Source organism: Burkholderia semiarida (assembly GCF_029268935.1).
GTDB lineage: Bacteria > Pseudomonadota > Gammaproteobacteria > Burkholderiales > Burkholderiaceae > Burkholderia > Burkholderia semiarida.
The window spans coordinates 236,719-260,353 of sequence record NZ_JAHLCL010000005.1 but is presented as its reverse complement, the minus strand read 5'-3'; the positions used below and the strand labels follow the sequence as shown (position 1 = coordinate 260,353).

Here is a 23,635-nt window from a genome sequence, read left to right as displayed (position 1 = left end):
CCGTTCCGGAGGTGACGATGCCGACGAATCGCAACACGCCGCCCGCCACACGCCGCCGCCTCGGCGGATGGATGGCCACCGAGGAATCCCGCATGGCCGCGTTCCGCGAAAAAATCGCGAACGAAGCCCGTGCGCATGCCGGCGAGCGGCTGCGCACGCCGGCCGTGCAGGACCTCGCACGGCTGTTCGACGATAACGCAGTGCTGCGCATGAGCCTGACCCGCGCGATCGACGAAGCGTGCGAATCGGGATACCGGCTCGGCTACACGTCGATCGGCGAGCTGATGACCGTGCTCGACCATCTGATGACCTACACGCCGCCGTTCAGCGAGGAAAGCCTGATCGTGTGCCCGCTGAACGCGTTCTTCGACTGGCCGATGTGCATGCCGTCGGGCCACGCGGTGTTTCGCGACGCGGCCGTGAACGCGCAGTTGAAGCGGGTGCTGAACGTCTGGTGCGACTTCCTTGGCGGCCCGCACTCGCGCACGCATCTCGACACGTCCGCGCCCGACGGCTGGTTCTGCGACGCAGCACGCAAGCGTCTGGGGCTGTCGCAGTTCCAGTATCGCGAAGACCAGCCGCACTGGGGCTTCGATTCGTGGAACGACTTCTTCACGCGGCGCTTTCGCGATGGCGCGCGGCCCGTCGCGGCCCCGAACGATCCACACGTGATCGTCAGCGCGTGCGAAGCCGCGCCCTATCACGCCGAAACCAACGTGAAGCTGCGCGACACGTTCTGGATCAAGTCGCAGCCGTATTCGCTGCGCGACCTCTTCACGCCCGCGTGGCTGCCGCTCGCCGAGCGCTTCGTCGGCGGCGACGTCTATCAGGCCTACCTCAGCGCGTACAACTATCACCGCTGGCATGCGCCGGTGCGCGGCGTCGTCACGCACGCGTATCGGGTAGACGGCGCCTATTATTCGGTCGCCGAAGCGGAAGGCCCGGACCCGGCCGGGCTCAACGACTCGCAGGGCTACATGACAGCGGTGGCCGCACGCGCGGTGATCGCGATCGCGAGCGACGATCCGGGCATCGGCACCGTGGCGGCCGTTTTCGTCGGGATGGGCGACGTATCGTCGTGCGTGGTCGAGGTCGTGCCGGGGCAGCGCGTCGACAAGGGCGACGAGATCGGTTACTTCCAGTTCGGCGGCTCGACCTACTGCCTGCTGTTCGAGCCCGGCGTGATCGACCGCTTCCTGTACGCGCCGCCATTCGAACGCGAGCCGCCCGTCGTGCAGGTCAATGCGCCGGTCGCGATCGCGCGGTGAGCGCGGTGCGCGACCCTGCGCATCACCCGTCGGTCACATCGTGCAGGGCGATCGCGTGGGCACCCGCGGCGTCATGACGCTGCACGCCTCGCAGCACCGACAGGCCGTCGGCCGTCAGCGCGGGTCGGTGCGCGCCCGACGCGTCGTCGTGCTCCATCACGATCAGGCGTCGTTCGACGAGCGCGACGACGTCGTCGCGATCGATCTGGATCTGTTCCGGCGCGTGATGCGCGAGGAACAGTGCGGCGAATTCGTGGGCAGTCAGCATGCTCGTTTCCCCGGTTGACGGCTGCGCTCGACGACGGCGTCGCCTCGGCATGCGGCGCGTATCGTGCGCCGGCGACGTCAGGGGCATGCAGGGACCGCGCCAACCGCTCTCGTGCCGCCGGTGTCCGCAGGGCGCGCGCACCGCGCGATGTGGCGCCGGACGACGTGTTCGAGCCGCTGCAAAGTTTTCAACGGCGTGTAATGGCAGGCCGCCGGATGCGACCAGCGTCGATCCGTCTGGACAACGTACCGAGCAGATGCTTCGGGAAACGCGTTCGCTTCACGATCTCCGCGAACGAAACAGCCCGGCCCTCGCTGCGCCTGCCGGCGCACGGAAATACCCGCTGTGCAGCACCACGTCATGGTTGCCGCTCGCCAGCACGTCCGCGCATGCGGCTTCGATCCGCGCACGGCCGCGCTCGAACGCATCGCGCAAGTCGGCTTCCAGCGCGGAGCGCGCGCCGAAATGGTCTTCGAGCGCCTCGACGGTGATCGCGCAGTCATGCGGCACGCCACTGACCTCGACGACGAAGCGCATTTGCAGCGCCGCGCCGTCGAACGCGGGCGGTTCGTCGGTCAGCGTGACGGCGCGCGGGGAACCTGTCGGCATCGGCTCACGCCCCCCGCGCCGCGAGACGCTCGACCAGCGCGCCGTTGAACGCGGGCAGGTCGGCCGGCTTGCGGCTCGTGATCAGGTTGCCGTCGCGCACGACTTCCTCGTCCACCCACTTGCCGCCCGCATGACGGATGTCGTCCTGCAGGCTCGGCCAGCTCGTCATCGTCTTGCCGTCGACCAGCCCGGCCGATACCAGCAGCCAGCCGCCGTGACAGATCGCCGCGACCGGCTTGCCGGCGCCCACCGCCGCCGTCACGAATTCGCGCGCGGCGGGCACCATCCGGATCGCGTCGCCGTTGATGACGCCGCCCGGCAACACGACCGCGTCGTAGTCGCCTTCGCGCGCCTCGTCGAACGTGCGATCGACCTTCACGCGCTCGCCCTTGTCGACATGCCTGAAGCCCTGGATCTCGCCACCCTTCTGCGAAATCACGTCCACCTGCGCGCCTTCTGCCGCGAGCGCGCGCTGCGGTTCGACGAGCTCGGCTTCCTCGAAGCCGTCGACCGCGAGAATCGCTACCTTGCAATGATCCAGCCTGCCGCTCATGAATGCCTCCGTGGAAGGTGTGGCACACGTCGTGCCGTGTTCGTCGCGCAGCAATCGGCGTGCCGCGTGCTCAAGGCGCCGCAGGCGGCACGCCGCGGCAACCATGCGCGCTTGTATTGCCCTGCAATCGGGGAACGACCCGCGCGCCGGGGTGCGTATGCCTCTCGTCGTCTCGCCTGCCCCGTTCGTCACGGTCGGGGGTGCAAACTTTTCAACGGGATGTAAGCCGACGCCGTGCGCCCGTTCGATGCGCCGCGATCACTGCAAATGACGCGCGGCGTCGAGCATCGCGTCGGTCAGCTCGACCGTCAGCGTCAGATTCTCGTCGGTATCGGGCAACTGTTCGAGCGTCTGCTGCACGGCGTCATGCAACATCGCATGCACGCGCATCCGCGCGCCGTCGTCGAGGTCCGCATAGCGTTCCATCGTCGAGCATTCGAGCGCGAGCACGACCGAATGCCGCGCCGCCTCGGGCGGCGCCTCGACCGCGTTCGCCCACGCCGCATGGAACATGACCCTGCCCGTTTCGACGTCCACGTGCACCGTCGTGTCGAGATCGTCCATGTCGCCTGCATCGTCGTCGATCTCGTCGTGCTCCAGAAAAATCCGGGAATTCGATTGCATGATGTCCTCCTGCGTGGTGGCGGCGCGCCCGTCCCGGGTAACCGCGCCGCCATCGCGCCGTGCCGGCCGCGCCGGCACGACACCGTCAATAACCGCTGGAACCGCCGCCCGTCCCGCCGGCCCCGCCGCCGCCCGTGCCCGTCGAGCCCGCCGACCCGCCGTTGCCGGCGCCCGTCCCGCTCGTGCCACCCGAGCCGCCCGTGCCGCCGGCCCCACCGGACCCGCCGCCGACGCCGCCGCCGGGGGAGCCGCTGCCGCCCTGGCCGGCACCGTTCGGGCCGCCGCCCGGCTTCACATGGCCGGCCGACCCGCTGTGCGACCGCATCCCGTGCTTCGCGCCATGCCGCTGCGTGCCCGCCGGCGGCGGCGGCGCGGCCGTATTGCCGTTGGTGCCCGGCGTAGACATGTCCATCGACGGATTTGGCGCGCCGGTACCCTCGTCGGAGCGCTGCGAGTTCTGCGCCCATGCGGCCGGTGCAGCCGCGGCGATCGCGACGGCCGCGCAGCCCAGCACGTGGCGCGCGACGAACTTCGATTCGAATACTGACTTCATGGCGTTTTCTCCCTATGGACGATCGCGTGATGGAAATTCCTGCTCCGGTCTTTCAGCAAGGCCCATGCCGCGCCGGCGACGTTCGAGATGCGGCACGCGGTTTGCTCCCCTCCCGCGCACGACTTGTCCGTGACCCATACGGAGCCTCCGCCTTATGCCTTCCGCTTCTGCTTCCGCTTCCCACCCACACGGCAAGCGCCATACGCGCCGCCCCGGCCGCGCACGCGGCGCCGATCCGAACCACCGCCAGCGCTGGTCCGGCGAAGTCACGCAAAAAAGCGATGCGCTCGACATCGAGCCGGACATCTTCAAATCCGACGATCCGGCGGCGATCGCCGCGTCGCTGAAGCACTCGGCCGAACACAGCCGCCGCCGCAAGGCGTCGCCGTTCCAGTCGGCGATGTCGATGCTGAACTTCTACGTGAACCGCGCGGGCCGCAACCTGCCGAAAACGCGCCGTGCAACGCTCGAACGCGCGAAGAGCAAGCTGCGCGAAGCGTTCGGCCGCAAGCCCTGACGGCTGGCGCGTCGCCCGTCTCCCTCCGCTGCGATCACACATGCACGAAACCCTCTGGTACCTGATCATCGGCGCGGTGCTGCTGGGCATGGGCGTCGTGACGTCCGCGTTGCGCCACCTGCCATGCAGCTCGGCCATGATCTACCTGGTGCTCGGCGTCGCGCTCGGCCCGAGCGGCGCCGGCCTGCTGCATCTCGACCTCGAACGCGACGGCCCCCTGCTGCGCGCGATCGTCGAAGTCGCGCTGCTCGTATCGCTGTTCGCGATCGGGCTGCGGCTGCGCGTGCCGCTGTCCGACAAGCTGTGGCTCGTGCCGTGCCGCCTCGGGCTGCTCGCGATGGTCGTCACCGTGCCGCTGCTCGCCGCGTGCACGGTGCTCGCGCTTGGCGTCGGCTGGGGCCCCGCGCTGCTGCTCGCGGCGATCCTCGCACCGACCGATCCCGTGCTCGCGCACGACGTGCAGGTGCACGACCCGGGCGATCGCGACCTGGTGCGCTTCGCGTTGTCCGGCGAAGGCGGGATGAACGACGGCATCGCGCTGCCGTTCGCGCTCGCGGGGCTCGCGCTGTGCGGCGCACCGGGCGCGACGCACGGCATCCCGCCGCTGTCCGGCACGTTCGCGCTGGTCGCGCTGTGGGGCATCGCCGGTGCGACGGCGATCGGCGGCGGGCTCGGCTGGGCCATGACGAAGACGATCGGCTGGCTGCGCACGCGCCACGCGCAGGCGCTCGGCCTCGAAGGCTTCTTCGCGCTCGCGCTGATCGTGCTGTCGTTCGGCGCCGCACAGCTCGCGCACACGTTCGGCTTCATCGCGACGTTCGCGGCCGGCGTCGCGATGCGGCGCGTCGAGCATCGTGCGAGCGGCGACCGTCCGCCGCGCGAAGTGATCGGCCGGATCGATTCGGAAGACGTCGTCGCGACCGAAAAGCATCCGGACAAGGCGCATGCGTTCATGGCCGAATCGGTGCTCGGCTTCACGATCGAGCTCGAACGGATCGCGGAGGCGATCGTGATGACGATGATCGGCAGCGTGCTGTCGACGCTGCCCGGCCCGCTGTTCACGTGGGGCGCCGCCGCACTGGCCACCGTGCTGTTCGTCGCCGTGCGCCCGCTCGCGGTGCTGGTCACGCTCGTCGGGTCGCGGGCGACGCATGCGCAGCGGCGGCTGATGGCGTGGTTCGGCATCCGCGGGATCGGCTCGTTCTACTATCTGCTGTTCGCGCTCGAGCACGGGCCGTCCGAGGCCGTGCGCCCGCTGGCGGCGCCCGTGCTGGCCGTCGTGTCCGCGTCGGTGGTGGCGCACGGGGTCTCCGCGACGCCGCTGATGAACTGGTATTACCGGTTGCAGCAGCGCCGTCGCTGACGGTTCACGTGTCCGCGCCGAGCCGCGCCCGCATCGCCGCGGTGATGCGCTGGCGCGCCTTCGCATAGCCTTCCCACGGGTCACGCTTCAGCGCGTCCAGCCGCACGTGCAACGTGTCGATCGTCCATTGTGCGCCGCCCGTCGTCTGCGGCACCTCGTCCCACTCGAGCGGCACCGACACGCCCATGCCGGGCCGCGCGCGCACCGAATACGCGGCGATCGTGCTCGCGCCGCGCCCGTTGCGCAGGTAGTCGACGAAGATCTTGCCGCGCCGGTGGCGCGGCCCCATCGTCGCGGTGAAACGCTCGGGCAGCGTGCCGGCGACGTGCTGCGCGACCGCGCGCGAAAAATCCTTCACGTCGTCCCAGCCCGCGTGCCGCGTGAGCGGCACGACGACGTGCAGCCCCTTGCCGCCGCTCGTTTTGCAGAACGACACGAGCCCCAGCTCGTCGAGCAGGCCGCGCACCAGTTGCGCGGCGTCGATCATCGTGCGCCACGGCAGCGCCGGATCGGGATCGAGGTCGAACACGATGCGGTCGGGCCGCTCGATGTTCGACGCATGCGCGTTCCACGTGTGCAGTTCGACCGTGCCCATTTGCGCGGCGCCGAGCAGCGCGTCGACGCTGTCGATCGACAGCAACGGCCCGTGGCCGGGGTCGAGCCCTTCGTGCTGCGTGACGAACGGAATCTCGCGGCGCTCCGCGTGTTTCTGGAAAAACAGCTCGCCGGCGATGTCGCCCGGGGCGCGCACGAGCGAGACGGGCCGGCCTTTCAGGTCGGGCAGCAGCCACGGCGCGACCCATTGCCAATACTGCGCGAGATCGATCTTGCGCGTGCCGCTTTGCGGGTCGAGCACGCGCTCGGGATGCGTGATGCGCACGCCGCCGAGCGAGTCTGGCGCAGCCGCGCCGTCTTCGGCGCGCGCGGCCGCGCCGGAACGTGCGGTGCGCTTGCGAGCGGCCGTTTCATGAGCGGCAGGCGATGCGCGCTTGCGTTTGTCGTCGTGCGTGGTTTCGCGTCGATCCATCGTCACCTCCGTTTCCGTGTGTTTCGGCATTTCGCGGACGATCTGCTGCGCCGGCTTGTCGTCGCGCAGCGCGATGAACGCGGCCTGCCGCACGATGCCGTCGCCGGTCCATTCCGCGAATTCGCATTCGGCGACGAGCGTCGGCTCGACCCAGTGCACGCGCGTGCGCGTGCGTTCGCGCGGCGGTGCGTCGAACGGCATCGTGTCGCGCTCGTGCTTGCGCAGGATCGCGGCGAGACGGTCGAGCATGCGCGCGTCGAATCCGGTGCCGACGCGGCCGACGTAGCGCAGCGGCCCCGGCCCGCGCCGCCGCTCGCCGGCCGGCGGCGGTTCGTGCACGCCGAGCAGCAGCGCGCCGAAGCCGTGCCGGCTGCCCGATGGTTCCGTAAAGCCGCCGATCACGAATTCCTGCCGGCGCCGGCATTTGAGCTTGATCCACGCCGGCGAACGGCCGGCGCGATAGCGCGACTCCGCGCGCTTGCCGATCAGCCCTTCGAGGCCCGTGTCGCAGGCGCTCGCGATCAGCGACGCGACGTCCTCGCCGAGATCGGGCGAAAAACGCACGCGCGTCGGATCGCTGTTCGCGAGCAGCGGTTCGAGCAGCGCGCGACGGGCCGTGAGCGGCGCGTCGCGCAGGTCGTATCCGTCGAGATAGGGCAGATCGAACGCGAAGAACGTGATTGCATCCGAGCGGCCCGTGCCGAACGCGTTCTGCAACGCCTGGAAATCGGGCAGGCCGTTTTCGCCGAGCACGACGGCCTCGCCGTCCAGCCACGCGTCGTCGACGTCGAGCGCCGCGAGCGCGTCGCGCTGCGCGCGCAGCTTCGCGGTCCAGTCGCGGCCTTCGCGCGTCATCAGCGTGACGCGCCGGCGCGCGCCCTGGCCTGCAATGCGCGCGAGGATCCGGTAACCGTCGAACTTCAGTTCGTAGCACCAGCCGCCGTGGGTCGGCGGCGCGTCGACCAGCGTCGCGAGTTGCGGCGCGACGCGCTCGGGCAGCGGCGCGCGCACCGCGCCCTCGACTTGCGACGGATCGGTGGGGCGCTGGCTTTCGTTGCCTTCGCGGCTTGCAGGTCGCGCTGCCCGTGAATCGCCGTTCGCGCCGGTCGATCCGCCGCGTCGCGCCGCTCGCTTGCGCGCCGCGCCGTTGGACGCGCCGTCATGCACGCTGCCCGGCCGCTCGCCGACCACGTCGAATTCATCGGCGCTGCGCGCGTCGTCGTCGCGCTCCTTGATCAGCAGCCACTGCTCCTGGCGCCCCTCCTGGCGCCCGCTGCGTACGAGGGCCCAGCCGCCGTGCAGCTTCTCGCCGTCGAGCCGGAACGTCAGCTTGCCCGCCCGATAGCCTTCGCGTGCCTGCGCGACGCCGCCGTCGGGCGTCCACGTGCCCTCGTCCCAGACGACGACCGACCCCGCGCCGTAATGCCCGGCCGGAATCTCGCCTTCGAACGACGCGTATTCGAGCGGATGGTCCTCGACATGCACGGCGAGCCGCTTCACCTGCGGATCGAAGCTCGGCCCCTTCGGCACGGCCCACGATTTCAGCGTGCCGTCGAGCTCGAGCCGGAAATCGTAGTGCAGCCGGCGCGCGTGGTGCTCCTGGATCACGAAGCGCAGCGGGTGGCGGGCGCGCGCGGCGGGCTTCGCCTTCGTGCCCGCTTTCACCTCCGCCTTCGCGCGACGCTTCCCGTGCGCGCCTTCGGGCTCGGGCGTCGCGCCGAAATGGCGCTTGCGGCGATACGGATCGAGCTTGCCGGCCATCGCGTCACCTCGTCGAAATCGGAGTCGGCGTCATCGGCTTCACGCCGCGTGCTTGCGTCGCGCGGCGGTCTTCTTCGCCGCGGGCTCGCTCGCCGCGCCGCGTTTCGCGGTGCCGCGCTTCGCCGCGGTTTTCGTCGTCGTGCCTTTCGACGCGGATTTCGCGGGCGGCTTGCGTCGCGCGCCGCCCCGCGACGATGACGCCTCCTCTTCCGCTTCGTCGCGCTCGTCACGCAGATCCGCCGCGCGCGCGCCGGCGCCACCCTTGAGGCTGCGCTTCAGCAGCTCGGTGAGATCGACCACGTTGGTCGCCGCGCGGCCCGTCTGCGCGGGCCGGTCCTCGATCTCCTCGACCTTGCCCGCGCGCACCTTGCGCTCGACCAGTTCGAGGATGTCGTCGCGAAACGTGTCGTGATATTCATCGGGCGTCCATTTGCCGGACATGTCGTCGATCAGCTTCTTCGCCATCGCGAGTTCGCGCGCGGTGACGCCCGCGCCCTTCGCGTCGTCGGCCGGCACCGACAGCTCGTCGAGCGGCCGCAGTTCCTCCTGCCAGCGCAGCGTATCGAGCGCGAGTATCGGCCCGACCGGGATCAGCGCGCCCAGATGCTGGCGGTCGCGCATCACGACGAGCGCGATGCCGATCTTGCCGCTGTCCTTCAGCGCGTCGCGCAGCAGCGCATAGACCTTCTCGCCCTTGCGGTCCGGCACCAGGTAGTACGGCGTGTCGAGATAGAGGAACGACACGGCGTCCTCGTCGACGAAGGTCAGGATGTCGACGGTCTGCGTCGATTCCGGGTTCGCCGCGCGGATTTCGTCGTCGGTCAGCACGACGTAGCGCTCCTTCTCGTACTCGTAGCCGCGCACGATGTCCTCGCGCGTGACCTCCTTGCCGGTGCGCTTGTTGATCTGCCGATAGCCGATCGGGTCCATCGAGCGCTTGTCAAGCATCCGGAACGACGGCTTCACGGTGCGCGTCGCCGGAAACAGTTGCACGGGCACGTGCACGAGCCCGAAGCTGATCGCGCCTTTCCATATCATCCGCGGTGCCATGCTGTTCCTCCTTGCCCGATGCGCGCCCGCCCGAGGGCAGGCGCGCCGTCCGGTGCGAACCGCCGCCGGCCCTATGCCGGCAGTTCCGCCGCCTGCTGTTCGCGCGCCCACACGCGATGCTGGCCGAGGTGATCCGACAGCGTGGCCAGCACCTTGTCGAGATCGACAGCCTGCCCGACGCACACGCCTTCAGCCGGATCCGGCAAGTGCGCGGCGCTGAGCAATTGCCGCCCCGAGCCGACGGCCGCGATCGGCTTCAGGTGCTTGAACGCCTCGCGCACGAAATGGCGGGCGTCGGCACTGTGCGCGAGATCGCGGCCATCGCCGTCGCCGCCGCACACGAACACCGCGTCGAACATCACCGACGGCATGCCGGCGAGCGTCGCCTCCGGCACGATGCCGCCGATCGGCGCGAGCGTCGGCGCGACGATCGTCGGCACCGCGTGCGCGGCCTGCAACGCGTCGCGCACCTGCTCGACGAGCACCGGGTTCACGCCCGGCGTCGCGATCAGTGCGATCTTGCGCGAGCGGATGCCGGGCTTCGCGCGGCCGATCAGGCTCAGCGCCGGCGAGGGCTGCGGGACGGCCGGCGTGGCGGCCGCCTGCGGCGCGGGCAGCCCGAGCCGTTCGGCGACCTGCGCGGCGAGCCCCGCGTCGAAGCGCGCGATGATTTCGTTGACCACCCGCTCGCGAATGTGCGGCTGCGTCACCTTGCCGAGCTCGAAGCAGTACGCATCGCGAATATGCCGCTGCTCGATCTCGGTCATGCTCTGGTAGAACAGCGCGGCTTGCGAGAAATGGTCGGCGAACGATTCGCTGCGCACGCGCACCTTGTGGCCTTCGAGCGGCTCGGGCACGGTTTCGAACCCGCCGCCGGACGGCGCGGGCGGCGTCTCGCGCGGCCAGCCGCCGCTCGTCGAGTTCGGCTCGTACGACGCCTGCCCGACGTTGATCGTCTGCCGGTGCATCGCGTCGCGCTGGTTGTTCGCGAACGGGCACACCGGCCGGTTGATCGGAATCTCGTGGAAATTCGGGCCGCCGAGCCGGCTCAGTTGCGTATCGGTGTACGAGAACAGCCGCCCCTGCAACAGCGGATCGTTCGTGAAATCGATGCCCGGCACCACGTGGCCCGGGTGAAACGCGACCTGCTCGGTCTCCGCGAAGAAGTTGTCGGGGTTGCGGTTCAGCGTCATCCGGCCGATTGGCCGCACCGGCACGAGCTCTTCCGGCACGAGCTTGGTCGGATCCAGCAGGTCGAAGTCGAATTTGTCGGCATCGGCCGGATCGATCATCTGCACGCCGAGCTCGAACTCCGGATAGTCGCCGCGCTCGATCGCCATCCACAGGTCGCGCCGGTTGAAATCCGGGTCGTGGCCGGCGATGCGCTGCGCCTCGTCCCACAGCAGCGAATACGCGCCGCTCACGGGCCGCCAGTGGAATTTCACGAAACGCTCGACGCCGGCCGCGTTCACGAAGCGGAACGTGTGCACGCCGAAGCCGTCCATCGCGCGATAGCTCGCCGGCAGCGCGCGATCCGACATCAGCCACAGCACCATGTGCGTGGTTTCCGGCACCAGCGACACGAAATCCCAGAACGTGTCGTGCGCGGACGCGCCGGTCGGCATCTCGTTCGGCGCCTCGGGCTTCACCGCATGCACGAAGTCGGGAAACTTGATCGCATCCTGGATGAAGAACACCGGCATGTTGTTGCCGACGAGGTCGTAGTTGCCTTCCTCGGTATAGAACTTCACCGCGAAGCCGCGCACGTCGCGCACGGTGTCGGCCGACCCGCGCGGCCCCTGCACGGTCGAGAAGCGCACGTACACCGGCGTTTCGACGGCCGGGTCCTGCAGGAACACGGCCTTCGTGTAGTCGGCCATCGGCTCGTAGACGCGGAACACGCCGTGCGCGCCCGAGCCGCGCGCGTGCACCACGCGCTCCGGAATGCGCTCATGATCGAAATGCGTGATCTTCTCGCGCATGATGAAGTCTTCGAGCAGCGACGGGCCGCGCGCGCCGCCTCGCAGCGTATTCTGGTTGTCGGCGATCCGCACGCCCTGGTTGGTGCGCAACGCCTCGCCGTCGGGCCGCGCACGATTCGCTTCGAGCTGGCGCGACTTCGCGCTGTCGTGCGGCTGCGTCGGGGGCGTCTTGCCGGCGGATGGGGGATTCGTCATCGTCAGGTATCCTGTTGGTATTCGAATGGGGAGCCGCCATGCACGCCGGCGCGCCGCGGCGCGCGCGTGCGAACGGCGGGGAAAGCCGGCCCGGCGCCCGATGGGCGCCCGCGGGCCGGCGGCGTCAGGGCGCGCGCAGCGCCGCGTCGAATTCGACGGCCGTCACGTCGAGCGCCACGTTGCATTCGATCACGGCATCCTCGACGCGCGGCTTGTGCTCGTCCACCGCGCGCCGCGCGCGGTCGCACAGTTGCGTGCGCACGCGCAGCCGGTCGGCCGTGTCGAGCAGCGCATACCGCTCGATCACGTCCGCATCGAACCGCATGTCGACCGTGCAGCGCCATTCGCGCGCATCCTCGTCGGAGGGCACGCGCACCCACGATACGTGGATCGTCAGCCGGCCCGACGCGTCGTCCTCGTGAACGACGACGGTCGACTGCGACGGAAAGCCGATCGCGAACGCGTGCTCGAGTTCCGCGACGCGCCGCGACCGGTCGGGCGCGACCGTCATCGGCGCACGACCCCCAGCAACAGCGTGACCAGGAAGATCACGACGAAGATGTAGAACAGGATCTTCGCGATCTCGGCCGCGCCGGCGGCAATGCCGCCGAACCCGAACACCGCCGCGATGATCGCGATGACGAAGAAGATGATGGCGTATCGAAGCATGGAACCCTCCTGGATGACAGCGGTCGTCACTAAACGTCGGCGGCGCTCACGCATCGTGCTTGTGTTTCGGTTTGCCGTGCGTGGGCGTGGAAGCCATTTTCTCGAGCTCTTTCTCGCTCATCGACTTGGCCATCGATTTCGACGGCGGCTTCAGATCCTTCATTTTCGTGTCACCGCGCTTGGCCGACAGCGCGGCCCCTGCGGCGCGCTGCTGCGCCTGGGATTTGGCTGGCATGATTGCGCTCCTCTCGTTGGCGCGAGCCGACGCGACGGACGGCGCGCGCGTGGTTGGAACAATGAGGCCGTCACGCGGCGTCGCGGCGCCGCAGGTCGGCCGGCGGAATCTTCATCGCCTGGCGATACTTGGTCACCGTCCGACGCGCAAGAAGAATGCCGCGGCCCGCGAGATTTTCGGCGAGCGCGACGTCGGACAGCGGATCGGTATGCCGCTCGGCCGCGATCATGTCGCGGATCAGCACCTTCGCGGCGGAGGCCGAGCACACGCCCTTGCCGGCCGCCTCGAGCTTGCGCGGGAAGAAATGCTTGAACTCGAACGTGCCGTGCGGCGTGGCCATGTACTTGTTGCCGGTCGCGCGCGAGACGGTCGATTCGTGCAGGTCCAGTTCCTCCGCGATATCGCGCAGCACCAGCGGCTTCATCGCGATCTCGCCGTAGCGGAAGAAATCGCGCTGCCGCGCGACGATGCATTCGCCCACGCGCTGGATCGTGTCGAAGCGCTTCTGCACGTTGCGGATCAGCCAGCGCGCTTCCTGCAATTGCTGGCCGAGCGGCGAATCGCGCTCGCCGCTCGACTGCGCGAACAGCGTCGCGTAGCGCTCGTGCAACCGCGCACGCGGCAGCACGGCCGGATTGATCGTGACGATCCACTCGTCGCGCACCTGACGCACGATCACGTCGGGCACCACGTAGTCGCCGCGCGTGCTGCCGTAGTGATTGCCGGGGCGCGGGTCGAGCCCGCGCACCAGCGCGCAGGCGGCCTGCAGCGTCTGCTGATTGCAGCCGAGGCGCCGCTGGATTTCGGCCGTCTCGCGGCGCGCGAGCCGCTCCAGATGCTCGCGCGCGATCGCTTTCGCTTCCGCGAGCGCCGGCGTGCCGGCCGGAATCGCGTCCAGTTGCAGCACCAGGCATTCGGATAACGAACGAGCGGCGATACCCGGCCGGTCGAGCATCTGCACGAGCCGCAGCGCGACCGCCAGATCCTGCTCCGACAGCAGCCACGCGGGATCGGCGGCGACCAGCAGTTCAGGGAGTTCCTGCCGCAGGTAGCCGTCGTCGTCGAGCGCATCGATCACGAGGCGCGCGGCCTCGCGATCGCGTTTGTTGAGCGGATAGAGCCGCAGCGCATCGTGCAACTGCTGATGCAGCGACGGCTCGGCGGCCATCCATTCGCCGGGCGACAGCCCGTCGGTGTCGTCGCCCTGGCGGCTCGTGCCGCGCGGCGCGGGCGCGGCGGTAAACGGCACCTCGCCGTCCGGCGGGCGGATTTCGTCGCGCTCGGGCGCCGTTTCAGGCGCGGCCGCTTCGGTCGGTTGCTCGGGGGTGGCCGCGGTCTCGTCGTCGCCCGGGCCGTCTTCGAGAAACGGGTTCATGTCGAGCGCCTGACGCAATTCCTGTTGAAATTCGAGCGAGGACAACTGCAGCAGCCGCAGCGACTGCTGAAGCCTCGGCGTGAGTGCGAGATGCTGTCGCATCTGCAGCGCAAGCGAGACGGGCATCAAAAGCCTCCTGACGGTTCGGTTCGGGTATGTCTTCTACCGAACGTCATGCAGCATCCGTGCCAGTCGTGCGAAGCGCGACAGGGCGCGGCTCTCGGAGGTTCGCACCCCGTGTCGCCCCCCGCCCGAGCCTGCTTTTTTACAAGCCCGGGGCAAGTTTGGGGGCACGTATTTCGCTCGGGCAAACGCGGCCCCGCCCTAGGCTGACTGCCCGTCCTCTTTAGCATCGATGCGGTCGCCCTCCGACCGGTCGAGTAAAGCGCTCGACGATCCGGGCAGATGGCGCCGGATGCGCGTGCGGATTCGCCATCGCGTTGCCCCGGCCGCATCGCGGTGCTGCATGCCGTGGCACGGCGCCACGCCGCAACATCCTGTCAGTACTGCATCGGCGGCGGCGTGCCCGGTAGCGGCCGATCGCCCTGCGTGCCGTTCGGGCCGGGCGGCGGTGCGTCGACCGGTTGGCCGACGGTCGCGCCCGGCGGCATCGTGTTGCCCGGCGACGGACGCGTATCGTAGCGCGTGTTCGCGTCCGGCATCGTCGTGGTCGATTGCGCGCCGCGGCCGTCGGGCGGCGCGGGCGGCGCCGCATGCGTGCCGTACGGGCCGCCGACCGGTTGCGTGCATGCGCCCAGCGCGCACGCGGCGGCCACCGCGCACGCGCCCATGCGGATCGTCTGGATCGTGTTCATCGAATCCTCCTCCCATGGTTGCGGGCCGCGCCGTGGCAGCGTGGCTCAGAGCCGGTTGAAATGGAAATCGCCCGCGTACGCGGTCGGTGCGCGGCGCGCCATCATCGTGTCGAATTCGGCCGCGACGCGCGTGAGCGTGCCGCGTTGCCGGCCGACGTCGGCCCGTTCGAGCGCGGTGAATGCGTCGCCGTCGAACGTCACGGTCAGCGACGCCGGATGGCCGTCGACGCGAAAGCCGATATGCAACGCGCCGGCCGGGTGCTCCTCGACATGGAACGGGATCGCGCGCGCCTCGAAATGCCGGCCCAGCGTTTCGGCGATGTCGCGCAGCAGGCCGGGTTTCACGCGGATGCTCATCGCAGGCCCTCCCTTGCCGATGTCGTTCGCGACGCCGCGCTCACCGGCAGCGCCCGCACCGGCGGCTCGCGCGACGGCGGATCGCGTTCCGGCGGCGCATGCCCGGGCGGATCGCCCTCCGGTTGCCGGTACGGCTCGGGCATGTCCGGCGGCACGTCGTCGGGGTCGGGCGGCTCGGGGTCCGGCTCGATGTCGGGAAGCGGCGGTTCGGGCCGTTGCAGCCACTGCGCGGGTTCGTTTTTCATCGGCAATTCCATCGTTGCGGGATTCGGTCGGGATCGGCGCGACAGCCGCATGGCGAGGATTCGCAAACCGCATGCCGTGCGGCCGGGCCGCCCGCACACGGAGATCGCACGGGGACCGCGCGGGAATCGATACGCGGGCGGATACACAGCCGCGCGGTGCGGCGCGAAGCGCCATGCCTTCGCTACACCGTTCGCTGAAAATCTTGCAAGCGCGCCGCTACGCGTCATAGGCGGCCATCACCAGCCACAGCTCGCGGCCGTCGTCGCGCACGCGCGCGGCGAGCGCGTACGGATCCGACGGCTCGCACGCCCGCTGCAGCGCGAAGCGCGCGGGCTCGGTCGCGCCGAACGTCTCGTCGCCGAGCGGCCGCACGTCGGCCTTGCCTTCGAACATCCGGCGCTCGGGCCGGTAGATCAGCGGCTCGCGCTTCCACGTATCGAAATGGCTTTTCACCGAATCGAATCCGCCCCCGCATACGTTGATCTCATAGCGCACGCCTGGTCGTCGTTTCGGAATCATCGTCGTGCCTCCGCTTGATGTGTGCGCAGCAGACACGCCGTCGCGCCTGCGTCGTCATCGTCGTCATGGTCGTCTGCGCCGCTGCGGCAAGTCGCGTGCCGGGGGGCGAACCGGGAACGCCGGTTGCGGCACAGGCGCATCATCGTCACCGATACGGAGCACCGCCATGAAGGATCCGACCCGGCCCGGCCAGAACGCACCGGCGCACGAGCGGCAACCCGATCCGCAACCGCCGCTGAAGGATCAGGACCGCACGCGTACGGGCCATTCCGAACGTCATATCGACAAGCAGCTCGAGGACACGTTTCCGGCGAGCGACGCGCCCGCGACGGGCGGTGTCACGCGCATCGAGCCCGACACGCCGCCCGGCACGCACGACGACGGGCCGTGGCAGGACAAACGCGACCGCGACGACGCGTGACGCGGCGGCGGCGCGCACGGCATGTGCTTTGCTGAACCGCGGCGGCCGCATCGGCCCATTGCTACACGTTGCTACACCCACCCGCAAGGAGAATTGCATGCATCGCGTCCACGAAATCATGTCGCAGGACGTCGTGCGGATCTCGCCGACCGACTCGATCCGTCACGCCGCCCAATTGATGGAGCGCTACGACATCGGCGCGCTGCCCGTGTGCGACAACAACCGGCTGGTGGGGATGGTGACGGACCGCGATCTCGCGGTGCGCGCGATCTCGGCTGGCAAGCCGCCGGAGACGCGAATCCACGAGGTCGCGTCCGGCCCGATCGAATGGTGCTTCGACGACGATTCGCTGGACGAGATCCAGCACTACATGGCCGACGCGCAACTGCGCCGGCTGCCCGTCGTCGATCACGACAAGCGACTGGTCGGCATGCTCTCGCTCGCCGACATCGCGACGCGCACGGCGAGCCCCGAGCGCGACGACGTGGCGAACACGCTCGAAGGCGTGTCGCAACCGAAGCAGACGTGACGAAGCGATTCCCGCTTCGCCCTGCCCACCCCGCGCGACCCGCAGGGCCCGCCCCGGGCACGGTCGCGCCCCACGCAGCCTGGAGGAAACCATGCAGACTTCCAATCAAGGTCAGACCCGCATCATCGGCAAGGGCGCCGCGACGGCGGCCGGCCCCGGCCCCGACGTGATGGCGGCCGATACGCTGGAAGGCGACAAGGTCTATACGACCGACGGCGACGACGTCGGCAAGATCAAGGACATCATGCTCGACGTGCGCTCCGGCCGCATCGCGTATGCGGTGCTGTCGAGCGGCGGCATCCTCGGCATCGGCGACAAGCTGCACGCCATTCCGTGGAGCGCGCTGACGCTCGACACCGAGCGCAAGTGCTTCCTGCTGTCGGTGTCGTCCGAGCGGATCCGCAACGCGCCGGGGTTCGACAAGGACCATTGGCCGGCGATGGCCGATCCGCAATGGGCCGAGCCGCTGCACGAGTTCTACGGCAGCACACCGTACTGGAGTGCCGGCGACGAGCTCGGGCTCACCGACCCGACTGAGGACCTGAACGATCCGCGCGGCCGCCACTGAGCGCGCCACGACGTGGCGCCGGAGCGCCGGCGCCTTTGATGCGACACGCCCCGCTCCGCGCGGGGCGTTTTTTGTCCGCCGCGCCGTGCCGGCAGGTGCCGCACCCCGCGCGCCGCCAGCCTTTTTACAAGGGGCGTGTAACGTCCCCGTCCGGCTTCGCGGCACCGCCGCTTGCCGATTCGAGGTAGCCCAGCAGCCGGTGCGGCGTCAGCGGCTTCGCGCAATGCGCGTCGAAGCCGGCTTCCTTCGCCTGTTCCTGATCCCGCCGCGACGCGAGCCCGCTGCACGCCACCAGCAGCATGTCGGCCGTTTGCGGATCGCCGCGCAGTCGCGCCGCGAGTTGCAGCCCGTCGAGGCCCGGCATCGCGATGTCGAGCACGACCGCGAATGGCTGCCAGTCGCGCGCGACGTCGCACACCGCGAACGGATCGTCGGCAACCCGGCACTCGAAGCCGCGCGCCTCCAGCAGCAGGCGCAGCGCATCGGCCGCTTCGCGATAGTCGTCGACGACCAGCACGCGGCGCGGGCGGCGCGGCACGCTGTCGGGCGCGCGCCACAGCAGCACGTCGTCGGCGGCCGGATCGTCGCCGGGGTCGGGTTGCATCGTGCTTCTCCTGTCGTTGGACCGGTTTGCCAAGCAAGGCGCGCGCCCATATCGACCGAGTGCGGCATGCCGGTTGCTGTCTCTTTCGCATCGCCGACACAGGAGTCTTTCATGCGCACGATGCGGCTTCCCGCGCCCGCTCTGCTTCCCTCCGCCCGTGCGACAGCACGCGCGCCGGCATGTTCCGCGCAACCGCGGCGCGCCGCTTGCCCGGCCCGGGCCCGGGGCGCCGCATGACGCGCAAACCGCCCGCGCGCCCGGCATCCACGCCGCCGCCGACCGACGACGATACGCCGGCCACGCTCGACGCGTGCCGCCGCTGCACGCTGTGGGAACACGCGACGCAGCCGGTGCCGGGCGCCGGGCCCGTCGACGCGCCGATCATGCTGGTCGGCGAGCAGCCGGGCGACCAGGAGGACCGCGCGGGCCTGCCGTTCGTCGGCGCGGCCGGCCGCATGCTCGATCGCGCACTCGACGAAGCCGGGATCGAACGCTCGCACGTCTACCTGACGAATGCGGTCAAGCACTTCAAATGGGAGCCGCGCGGCAAGCGGCGGCTGCACAAGACGCCCGCGCAGCGCGAAGTGGCCGCGTGCCACTACTGGCTCGAGCGCGAGCTCGAAGCCGTACAGCCGCGCGTGGTGGTCGCGCTCGGCGCGACGGCGCTACGCGCGGTGCTGCAGGACAACGACGCGACGCTCGAGCGCACGCGCGCGCCGGTGCGCACCGAGGACGGCCGGCTCGTCGTCGCGACCTATCATCCGTCGTACGTGCTGCGCACGCGCGGCGCCGATTCCCGCGAACACGCCTACCGCACGCTGGTGGACGCATTGCGCACGGCGTCGCGCCTCGCGCGCGAGCGGCGCCACGGCGGCGGGCGCCCGTCGCACGGGGACGCCGGATGAGCGGACTCGACGAAGACGCGCGGCCGGCGGCCGAAGCGCCGCCGCCCGCCGCGAAGCCGTGGTACCGGCGGCTCGGCCCCGGCCTGCTTGCGGGCGCGTCGGACGCCGATCCGAGCAACGTCGCCGTCTACGCGCAGGCCGGCAGCCAGTTCGGTTTCAACATGCTGTGGATGATCATTGTCACGCTGCCGATGATGGTCGCGGTGCAGCTCGCGTCGGCATTCATCGGCCGGCGCAATCGCGAAGGGCTCGTGGCCGGCATCCGCGAGCATTTTTCCGATCGCGTCGCGAAGACGTTGATCGTGATGGTCGTGATCGTCAACGTCGCGAACGTCGGCGCGGATCTCGCGGCGATGGGCGATGCGACGGCGCTCGTCGTCGGCGGCCGCAGCTACTGGTATGCGCCGCTCTACGGGATCGCGTCGCTCGCGTTGCAGGTGCTGCTGTCGTACGAACGCTACGCGCGCTGGCTGAAATGGATGACGCTCGGCCTGATCGCGTACGTGCTCGAACTCGGCTTCGTGCACATCGACTGGGCCGGCCTGCTGCATGCGATCGTGCTGCCGCAGATCGCGTTCACGCATGCGTATGCGACCACCGCGGTCGCCGTGCTCGGCACGACGCTGAGCCCGTACCTGTTCGTGTGGCAAGCCGCGCTCGAAGTCGAGGAAACCACGGCCGAGCAACAGGACGGCGAGCGCAGCACGCGCCGCGAGACCGAGCGGCGCATCACGTTCGACACGTGGACCGGCATGATCGTCACCAACGCGGTGTCGTTCTGCATCATGGTGATCGGCTCGGCCGTCTTCTTCGCGCGCGGCCGGCACGACATCGGCAGCACCGCGCAGGCCGCGGAGGCATTGCGGCCGATCGCCGGCGAAGCCGCGTTTCTCGTATTCGCGTTCGGCATCGTCGGCTGCGGGCTGCTCGCGATTCCCGCGTTCGCGGGCAGCGCTGCCTACGGGTGCGCGGAAGCGTGGCGGTTCCGCGAAGGGCTGAACGAGCCCGTGAAGCGCGCGCCCGCGTTCTACACGGTGCTGGCGCTGTGCGTGATCGTCGGCATCGCGATCTGCTTCGGCCCGATCGACCCGATCCGCGCGTTGTACTGGAGCGCGGTGCTCAACGGCATCGCGGCGGTGCCGATGCTCGTGCTGGTGATGCTGCTGTCGCGCAAGCGCGATGCGGCCGGCCAGCCCGGCAGCGGGCCGGTGTCGAAACTGTTCGGCTGGCTGGCGGTCGTGCTGATGGCGGCGGCGGTGGCCACGATGATCGTCGATCTGCTGACGTGATCGACGGAACGGAGATGAACGAGGTTGCGTGCGCAACCTTCTCGACCAGCAAGCGGGCGGCCGCGCCGCCCGCTTGGCCCGCGATATTACATCATCTTGCCGCGCGAGCGCTCGGCACGCGCCGCATCGGCGGCGGACTCCACTTTCTTCACTTCCTCCGGCGGCGGGAGCACCGCCTTGAAGCCCATCGACTCGATCCACATCTCGCGCGCCCAGCCACGCGTGTGATACAGGTGATGATCCTCGTCGGCCTCGACTTCATCGTGCGCGGCCTTCAACACCTTCGCAGCGTTACTGTCGGGCAGTTGATCTGCCGCGTAGCCGATCAGCTCCCAGTTCAGGTGGTCCTTGGTTTCGGCCAGCACCACGCATTCGGCCGCGACGACCTGCGCGACCGCCGGGTCGGCCTGCTTCTTCGCCTGCTCGATCACCTGCACCAGCGACTTGCCGGTCGCCGCCACCGCGGCGCGCCCCGGCGACTGCGTATCCGGGTCGAGGCCGAGCGTTTCGAATACCTTGCGCAGCACCTCCTGGTGATGCAGCGTCTCCCGATGGTACTTCTCCCATTCCTTGTGCAGGTCCTCGTCGGTCGCGCACTGGAGCGCGGCCTCGTAGATCTGCGCGCCGCCAAGCTCGGTCTCGTATGCCTGGCAGAGCAGTTCGAGGATACCTTCGTGCTTCGATTGCCGTTGGGCCATGACTGCTTCTCCGAAAAAGCGGGCCGCACGTGCGGCCCAGGGGTGGAACCGGGCGCGCGTTATTGCGCGCCCACCTTGCGTGCGACCGTTTCCGCCATGCTCAGGTGATGCTTGAGCGTCGGCAGCGTGGATTTCGCGAACGCGCGCAGTTGCGCGTCCTTGCCGTCGCGCGCTTCGTCTTCGAACAACGCGACCGCCTTCTTGTGCGCATCGGGGCCGGCCGCCGCGAGATAGGCGGTGTCGAAGTCGTGCCCGCGCTTGCCGCGCAGCGCCTCCACGTCGGGGTCCGAGATCGTGTCGACCTGCGGCTTCATGCCCTTGCGCGCGGCGATCTCACTGAGCTTCGCGTTCGCCTTGCCGTGGTCCGCGACCATCCGTTTCGCGAATGCCCGCACGTCGGCCGATTGCGCCTGCTTCAGCGCGAGCTGGCTGGCCTGCACTTCCGCCTTGCCGGCCATCGCGGCCTTGTCGACGAATTCCGCGTCGGCGCCCTTCGGCGCTTTCGCGATGCCGGGGTCGCCCGCGGCGCCCGCGCCCGACGACGGATTGATCACGCCGCCCGGCACATGCGAATTCGACGCGGGCGGCTCGCTCGGCATCTGCGCGCGGGCGAGCGCCGACACCGCGAGCACGCCGGCGGCGAGCGCCGCGATCGTCCAGTTGGGTTGTCTCATGTGCTTTCTCCTGGTACTTGCGTGGAAACGGCCATCAGCCGCCGACGATCGAGCCGCCGTTCGGGTGCAGCGTCTGCCCGGTCATGTAGCTCGCGCCTTCCGACGCGAGCAGCACGTAGCAGCCGATCAGTTCGTCCGGCTGGCCCGGCCGCTTGAGCGGCACGTTCGAGCCGAATTTCTCGACCTGCTCGGGCGTGAACGTCGACGGAATCAGCGGCGTCCAGATCGGCCCCGGCGCGACCGCGTTCACGCGGATGTCGCGCTCGGCCAGCTCGATCGACAGCGAGCGCGTGAACGCGACGATCGCGCCCTTGGTCGCCGAGTAGTCGGGCAGCTTCGGGCTGCCGTGATACGCGGTGACCGACGCCGTATTGACGATGCGGCCGCCTTGCTTCATGTGCGGCAGCGCCGCCTGCGTGCAGAAGAACATGCCGTACACGTTCGTGCGGAACGTGCGTTCGAGCTGCTCCTCGGACACGTCCTCGATGCCCGGCTGCGGATGCTGCTCGCCTGCGTTGTTGACGAGCACGTCGAGCCGGCCGAGCCGCTCGACCGTGCGCGCCACCGCGTCGCGCGCCTGCCGGCGATCGCCGATGTCGCATGCGATCGCCTCGCAACGCCGTCCGGCCTGCTCGATCAGCTTCTTCGTGTGCGCGGCATCGTCGGATTCCTTCAGGTAGACGATCGCGACGTCCGCGCCCTCCTTCGCGAAACCGATCGCCACGGCGCGGCCGATCCCGCTGTCGCCGCCCGTCACCAGCGCGACCTTGCCCGCGAGCTTGCCGCTGCCGACGTAGTCGGCCGCCTCGTCGCGCGGCTTCGGGTGCATGTCGCGCTCGGTGCCCGGCTGATGCGACTGTTTCTGCGGCGGTGGAGTCTGTGCGGTGGTCATGTGTTCCTCCTTGAACGAATGCCGTCGATGCTGCGCAAACGGCGTGCCGCGCGCGGCGCACGCCGGCCCGCGCGCGCCGGCCGGGTTTCGACGGTGTGCTTTGCAAGCGCTTGGAAAAAAGGGCGTATTCAGCGCGGCACGTCGGATGGCGCTTCGTCGGGCCGGCGCACCGGATCGAAATCGCGCCATTCGCCGTTCTGCCAGTCGCCCTCGACGCGCTCGATCGACTTCGCGCCGGTCGCGCGCAGCACGTCTTCGGCGGCCGTCGCGGTGTCGGGCGTCACGCGCGCGGCGAGGATCACGCCGGTTTCGCTCTGCGCGAGCGTGCCCTTGCCTTCGGCCTGCTCGCCGCGCATCCGGCCGAGCGCGCCGCCGAATGCGCCGAGATAGGCGCCGGCCAGCGCGCCGGCAGCCGGCACGAACCAGTAGCGCAGGCCGACCGCATACACGATCAATCCGGCGACGACGCCGATCAGCAGCCCGCGAATCGCGCCGATCATCGCGCCGCGCCCGCCCGGTTTCGCCGCCGTGTCGGCATACACGTCGCCGCCGATCGGGAAGCGCGCGTGCTGGCCGCCGGGGTTCAGGAAGAAGATCGACACGTCGTCGGGCCCGAACGCGCGCTCGTAGAGGTGACGCGCCCCACCTTCCGCTTCATCGAACGTCGTGAAACGGCCTGCGACGATCATCGCCATGGTCGTGCTCCTCGTGATGGGTGCGCCGCGCGCTCGCGCACGCGGCGCGACGGGACGGCACTTACATCAGCCGCCCGAGTTCCTTCGATACCGATGCGGGCGTGTCGTACTCGCGCTCCGGGATCTTGCGCAGCATGTCGAGCACCTCGCGGTCCGCATGCGCGCGTTCCGCGCACTGCACGACGTCGGACTTGCTCGCCGGGTAGTCCATGCCCTTGAGCGCCTTCTGCACGTCGACGGGGCTCGGCGGCTTGCCGTGGCCCGTCTGATGGCCTCCCTTGTCGTGATCCTGCTGCGTGCGCTCGCCTTCGTGCGCACGCGAGTGGCTGTATTCGTGGCCCGTATGTTGTCGGGATGTCATGAAAGCCTCCTTG

Annotated in this window: 30 protein-coding genes; 8 read left to right on the top strand and 22 right to left on the bottom strand. The window is 69.6% G+C overall.

What is annotated here, in order from left to right:
• The first annotated feature begins 17 nt into the window (after nucleotides 1-17).
• On the top strand, nucleotides 18-1,268 hold the full coding sequence (locus tag KPB06_RS08050; protein WP_275905388.1) for a phosphatidylserine decarboxylase family protein: 1,251 nt from the start codon (nucleotides 18-20) through the stop codon (nucleotides 1,266-1,268).
• A 22-nt stretch (nucleotides 1,269-1,290) separates the two neighbouring features.
• On the opposite strand, the gene KPB06_RS08045 is transcribed toward KPB06_RS08050, so the two are convergent.
• The 5 genes from KPB06_RS08045 to KPB06_RS08025 form a co-directional block, all read right to left on the bottom strand.
• Nucleotides 1,291-1,536, bottom strand: a complete 246-nt coding sequence (locus tag KPB06_RS08045; protein WP_275905389.1) for a hypothetical protein — start codon at nucleotides 1,534-1,536, stop codon at nucleotides 1,291-1,293.
• Nucleotides 1,537-1,815: 279 nt separating this feature from the next.
• Nucleotides 1,816-2,145: a DUF1488 family protein gene (locus KPB06_RS08040; RefSeq protein ID WP_099318434.1), complete on the bottom strand. Its 330-nt coding sequence runs from the start codon at nucleotides 2,143-2,145 to the stop codon at nucleotides 1,816-1,818.
• 4 nt (nucleotides 2,146-2,149) lie between these two features.
• Complete coding sequence (locus KPB06_RS08035) at nucleotides 2,150-2,698, bottom strand: type 1 glutamine amidotransferase domain-containing protein (protein ID WP_059575215.1); 549 nt, start codon at nucleotides 2,696-2,698, stop codon at nucleotides 2,150-2,152.
• Nucleotides 2,699-2,956: 258 nt separating this feature from the next.
• A complete protein-coding gene (locus tag KPB06_RS08030) occupies nucleotides 2,957-3,322 on the bottom strand; it encodes a DUF3022 domain-containing protein (protein ID WP_059575213.1) in 366 nt (121 codons plus the stop codon).
• A gap of 85 nt (nucleotides 3,323-3,407) precedes the next feature.
• A complete protein-coding gene (locus KPB06_RS08025) occupies nucleotides 3,408-3,875 on the bottom strand; it encodes a hypothetical protein (protein ID WP_275920434.1) in 468 nt (155 codons plus the stop codon).
• A 154-nt stretch (nucleotides 3,876-4,029) separates the two neighbouring features.
• Here KPB06_RS08025 and KPB06_RS08020 point away from each other — a divergent pair, with 154 nt between their 5' ends.
• Entirely contained in the window at nucleotides 4,030-4,392 is a 363-nt protein-coding gene (locus KPB06_RS08020) for a DUF3175 domain-containing protein (RefSeq protein WP_275905391.1), read from the top strand.
• 40 nt (nucleotides 4,393-4,432) lie between these two features.
• Complete coding sequence (locus KPB06_RS08015) at nucleotides 4,433-5,755, top strand: cation:proton antiporter (RefSeq protein WP_275905392.1); 1,323 nt, start codon at nucleotides 4,433-4,435, stop codon at nucleotides 5,753-5,755.
• A gap of 4 nt (nucleotides 5,756-5,759) precedes the next feature.
• Here the strand turns inward: KPB06_RS08015 and ligD are convergent, their stop codons facing one another.
• The 11 genes from ligD to KPB06_RS07960 all read right to left on the bottom strand — a co-directional run bounded on the left by ligD (nucleotide 5,760) and on the right by KPB06_RS07960 (nucleotide 15,986).
• Nucleotides 5,760-8,543 carry a DNA ligase D gene (gene ligD / locus KPB06_RS08010; protein WP_275905393.1) on the bottom strand — a complete coding sequence of 928 codons (2,784 nt, stop codon included), beginning with the start codon at nucleotides 8,541-8,543 and terminating at the stop codon, nucleotides 5,760-5,762.
• A 39-nt stretch (nucleotides 8,544-8,582) separates the two neighbouring features.
• Nucleotides 8,583-9,593: a non-homologous end joining protein Ku gene (gene ku, locus KPB06_RS08005; RefSeq protein WP_275905394.1), complete on the bottom strand. Its 1,011-nt coding sequence runs from the start codon at nucleotides 9,591-9,593 to the stop codon at nucleotides 8,583-8,585.
• A 71-nt stretch (nucleotides 9,594-9,664) separates the two neighbouring features.
• A complete protein-coding gene (gene katE, locus KPB06_RS08000) occupies nucleotides 9,665-11,770 on the bottom strand; it encodes a catalase HPII (RefSeq protein WP_275905395.1) in 2,106 nt (701 codons plus the stop codon).
• 124 nt (nucleotides 11,771-11,894) lie between these two features.
• A complete protein-coding gene (locus tag KPB06_RS07995; protein ID WP_060310432.1) occupies nucleotides 11,895-12,281 on the bottom strand; it encodes a DUF3022 domain-containing protein in 387 nt (128 codons plus the stop codon).
• Nucleotides 12,278-12,439: a DUF1328 family protein gene (locus tag KPB06_RS07990; RefSeq protein ID WP_006498332.1), complete on the bottom strand. Its 162-nt coding sequence runs from the start codon at nucleotides 12,437-12,439 to the stop codon at nucleotides 12,278-12,280. Before KPB06_RS07990 ends, KPB06_RS07995 begins: the two co-directional genes overlap by 4 nt.
• Before the next feature lie 46 nt (nucleotides 12,440-12,485).
• Nucleotides 12,486-12,674, bottom strand: coding sequence for a DUF3008 family protein (locus KPB06_RS07985; protein WP_006498333.1), 189 nt, complete (start codon nucleotides 12,672-12,674; stop codon nucleotides 12,486-12,488).
• Between the two features lie 70 nt (nucleotides 12,675-12,744).
• Nucleotides 12,745-14,175: an RNA polymerase factor sigma-54 gene (locus tag KPB06_RS07980; protein ID WP_275905396.1), complete on the bottom strand. Its 1,431-nt coding sequence runs from the start codon at nucleotides 14,173-14,175 to the stop codon at nucleotides 12,745-12,747.
• Between the two features lie 374 nt (nucleotides 14,176-14,549).
• The gene (locus KPB06_RS07975) at nucleotides 14,550-14,864 is read right to left on the bottom strand and encodes a hypothetical protein (RefSeq protein WP_059637170.1); all 315 of its coding nucleotides are present in this window, start codon (nucleotides 14,862-14,864) and stop codon (nucleotides 14,550-14,552) included.
• Between the two features lie 45 nt (nucleotides 14,865-14,909).
• Nucleotides 14,910-15,221: a hypothetical protein gene (locus KPB06_RS07970; RefSeq protein WP_275905397.1), complete on the bottom strand. Its 312-nt coding sequence runs from the start codon at nucleotides 15,219-15,221 to the stop codon at nucleotides 14,910-14,912.
• On the bottom strand, nucleotides 15,218-15,478 hold the full coding sequence (locus KPB06_RS07965; RefSeq protein ID WP_275905398.1) for a hypothetical protein: 261 nt from the start codon (nucleotides 15,476-15,478) through the stop codon (nucleotides 15,218-15,220). The genes KPB06_RS07970 and KPB06_RS07965 overlap by 4 nt, the downstream gene beginning before the upstream one ends.
• A gap of 205 nt (nucleotides 15,479-15,683) precedes the next feature.
• Complete coding sequence (locus KPB06_RS07960) at nucleotides 15,684-15,986, bottom strand: hypothetical protein (RefSeq protein ID WP_059575029.1); 303 nt, start codon at nucleotides 15,984-15,986, stop codon at nucleotides 15,684-15,686.
• A 166-nt stretch (nucleotides 15,987-16,152) separates the two neighbouring features.
• Here KPB06_RS07960 and KPB06_RS07955 point away from each other — a divergent pair, with 166 nt between their 5' ends.
• The 3 genes from KPB06_RS07955 to KPB06_RS07945 all read left to right on the top strand — a co-directional run bounded on the left by KPB06_RS07955 (nucleotide 16,153) and on the right by KPB06_RS07945 (nucleotide 17,504).
• Nucleotides 16,153-16,407: a hypothetical protein gene (locus tag KPB06_RS07955; protein WP_099318428.1), complete on the top strand. Its 255-nt coding sequence runs from the start codon at nucleotides 16,153-16,155 to the stop codon at nucleotides 16,405-16,407.
• Between the two features lie 97 nt (nucleotides 16,408-16,504).
• Nucleotides 16,505-16,936 carry a CBS domain-containing protein gene (locus KPB06_RS07950; RefSeq protein ID WP_059637162.1) on the top strand — a complete coding sequence of 144 codons (432 nt, stop codon included), beginning with the start codon at nucleotides 16,505-16,507 and terminating at the stop codon, nucleotides 16,934-16,936.
• Nucleotides 16,937-17,027: 91 nt separating this feature from the next.
• Nucleotides 17,028-17,504, top strand: coding sequence for a PRC-barrel domain-containing protein (locus KPB06_RS07945; protein ID WP_059575026.1), 477 nt, complete (start codon nucleotides 17,028-17,030; stop codon nucleotides 17,502-17,504).
• A 124-nt stretch (nucleotides 17,505-17,628) separates the two neighbouring features.
• Here KPB06_RS07945 and KPB06_RS07940 read toward each other — a convergent pair whose 3' ends face one another.
• Entirely contained in the window at nucleotides 17,629-18,108 is a 480-nt protein-coding gene (locus tag KPB06_RS07940; protein ID WP_059575025.1) for a response regulator, read from the bottom strand.
• A 233-nt stretch (nucleotides 18,109-18,341) separates the two neighbouring features.
• Here KPB06_RS07940 and KPB06_RS07935 point away from each other — a divergent pair, with 233 nt between their 5' ends.
• Together KPB06_RS07935 and KPB06_RS07930 are read left to right on the top strand one after the other, a co-directional pair.
• Nucleotides 18,342-19,013 carry a UdgX family uracil-DNA binding protein gene (locus tag KPB06_RS07935; RefSeq protein WP_059575208.1) on the top strand — a complete coding sequence of 224 codons (672 nt, stop codon included), beginning with the start codon at nucleotides 18,342-18,344 and terminating at the stop codon, nucleotides 19,011-19,013.
• On the top strand, nucleotides 19,010-20,302 hold the full coding sequence (locus tag KPB06_RS07930) for an Nramp family divalent metal transporter (RefSeq protein WP_275905399.1): 1,293 nt from the start codon (nucleotides 19,010-19,012) through the stop codon (nucleotides 20,300-20,302). Before KPB06_RS07935 ends, KPB06_RS07930 begins: the two co-directional genes overlap by 4 nt.
• Before the next feature lie 86 nt (nucleotides 20,303-20,388).
• On the opposite strand, the gene KPB06_RS07925 is transcribed toward KPB06_RS07930, so the two are convergent.
• The 5 genes from KPB06_RS07925 to KPB06_RS07905 all read right to left on the bottom strand — a co-directional run bounded on the left by KPB06_RS07925 (nucleotide 20,389) and on the right by KPB06_RS07905 (nucleotide 23,622).
• The gene (locus KPB06_RS07925) at nucleotides 20,389-21,000 is read right to left on the bottom strand and encodes a DUF892 family protein (RefSeq protein ID WP_059575023.1); all 612 of its coding nucleotides are present in this window, start codon (nucleotides 20,998-21,000) and stop codon (nucleotides 20,389-20,391) included.
• A gap of 59 nt (nucleotides 21,001-21,059) precedes the next feature.
• Nucleotides 21,060-21,674, bottom strand: coding sequence for a DUF4142 domain-containing protein (locus KPB06_RS07920; RefSeq protein ID WP_060310438.1), 615 nt, complete (start codon nucleotides 21,672-21,674; stop codon nucleotides 21,060-21,062).
• Nucleotides 21,675-21,708: 34 nt separating this feature from the next.
• Nucleotides 21,709-22,566 (bottom strand): SDR family oxidoreductase, encoded by an 858-nt coding sequence (locus KPB06_RS07915; protein WP_275905400.1) that lies wholly within the window; start codon nucleotides 22,564-22,566, stop codon nucleotides 21,709-21,711.
• 128 nt (nucleotides 22,567-22,694) lie between these two features.
• Nucleotides 22,695-23,261, bottom strand: coding sequence for a hypothetical protein (locus KPB06_RS07910; protein WP_059575020.1), 567 nt, complete (start codon nucleotides 23,259-23,261; stop codon nucleotides 22,695-22,697).
• A 61-nt stretch (nucleotides 23,262-23,322) separates the two neighbouring features.
• Entirely contained in the window at nucleotides 23,323-23,622 is a 300-nt protein-coding gene (locus KPB06_RS07905; protein ID WP_034209262.1) for a DUF2795 domain-containing protein, read from the bottom strand.
• Nucleotides 23,623-23,635 lie beyond the last annotated feature (13 nt).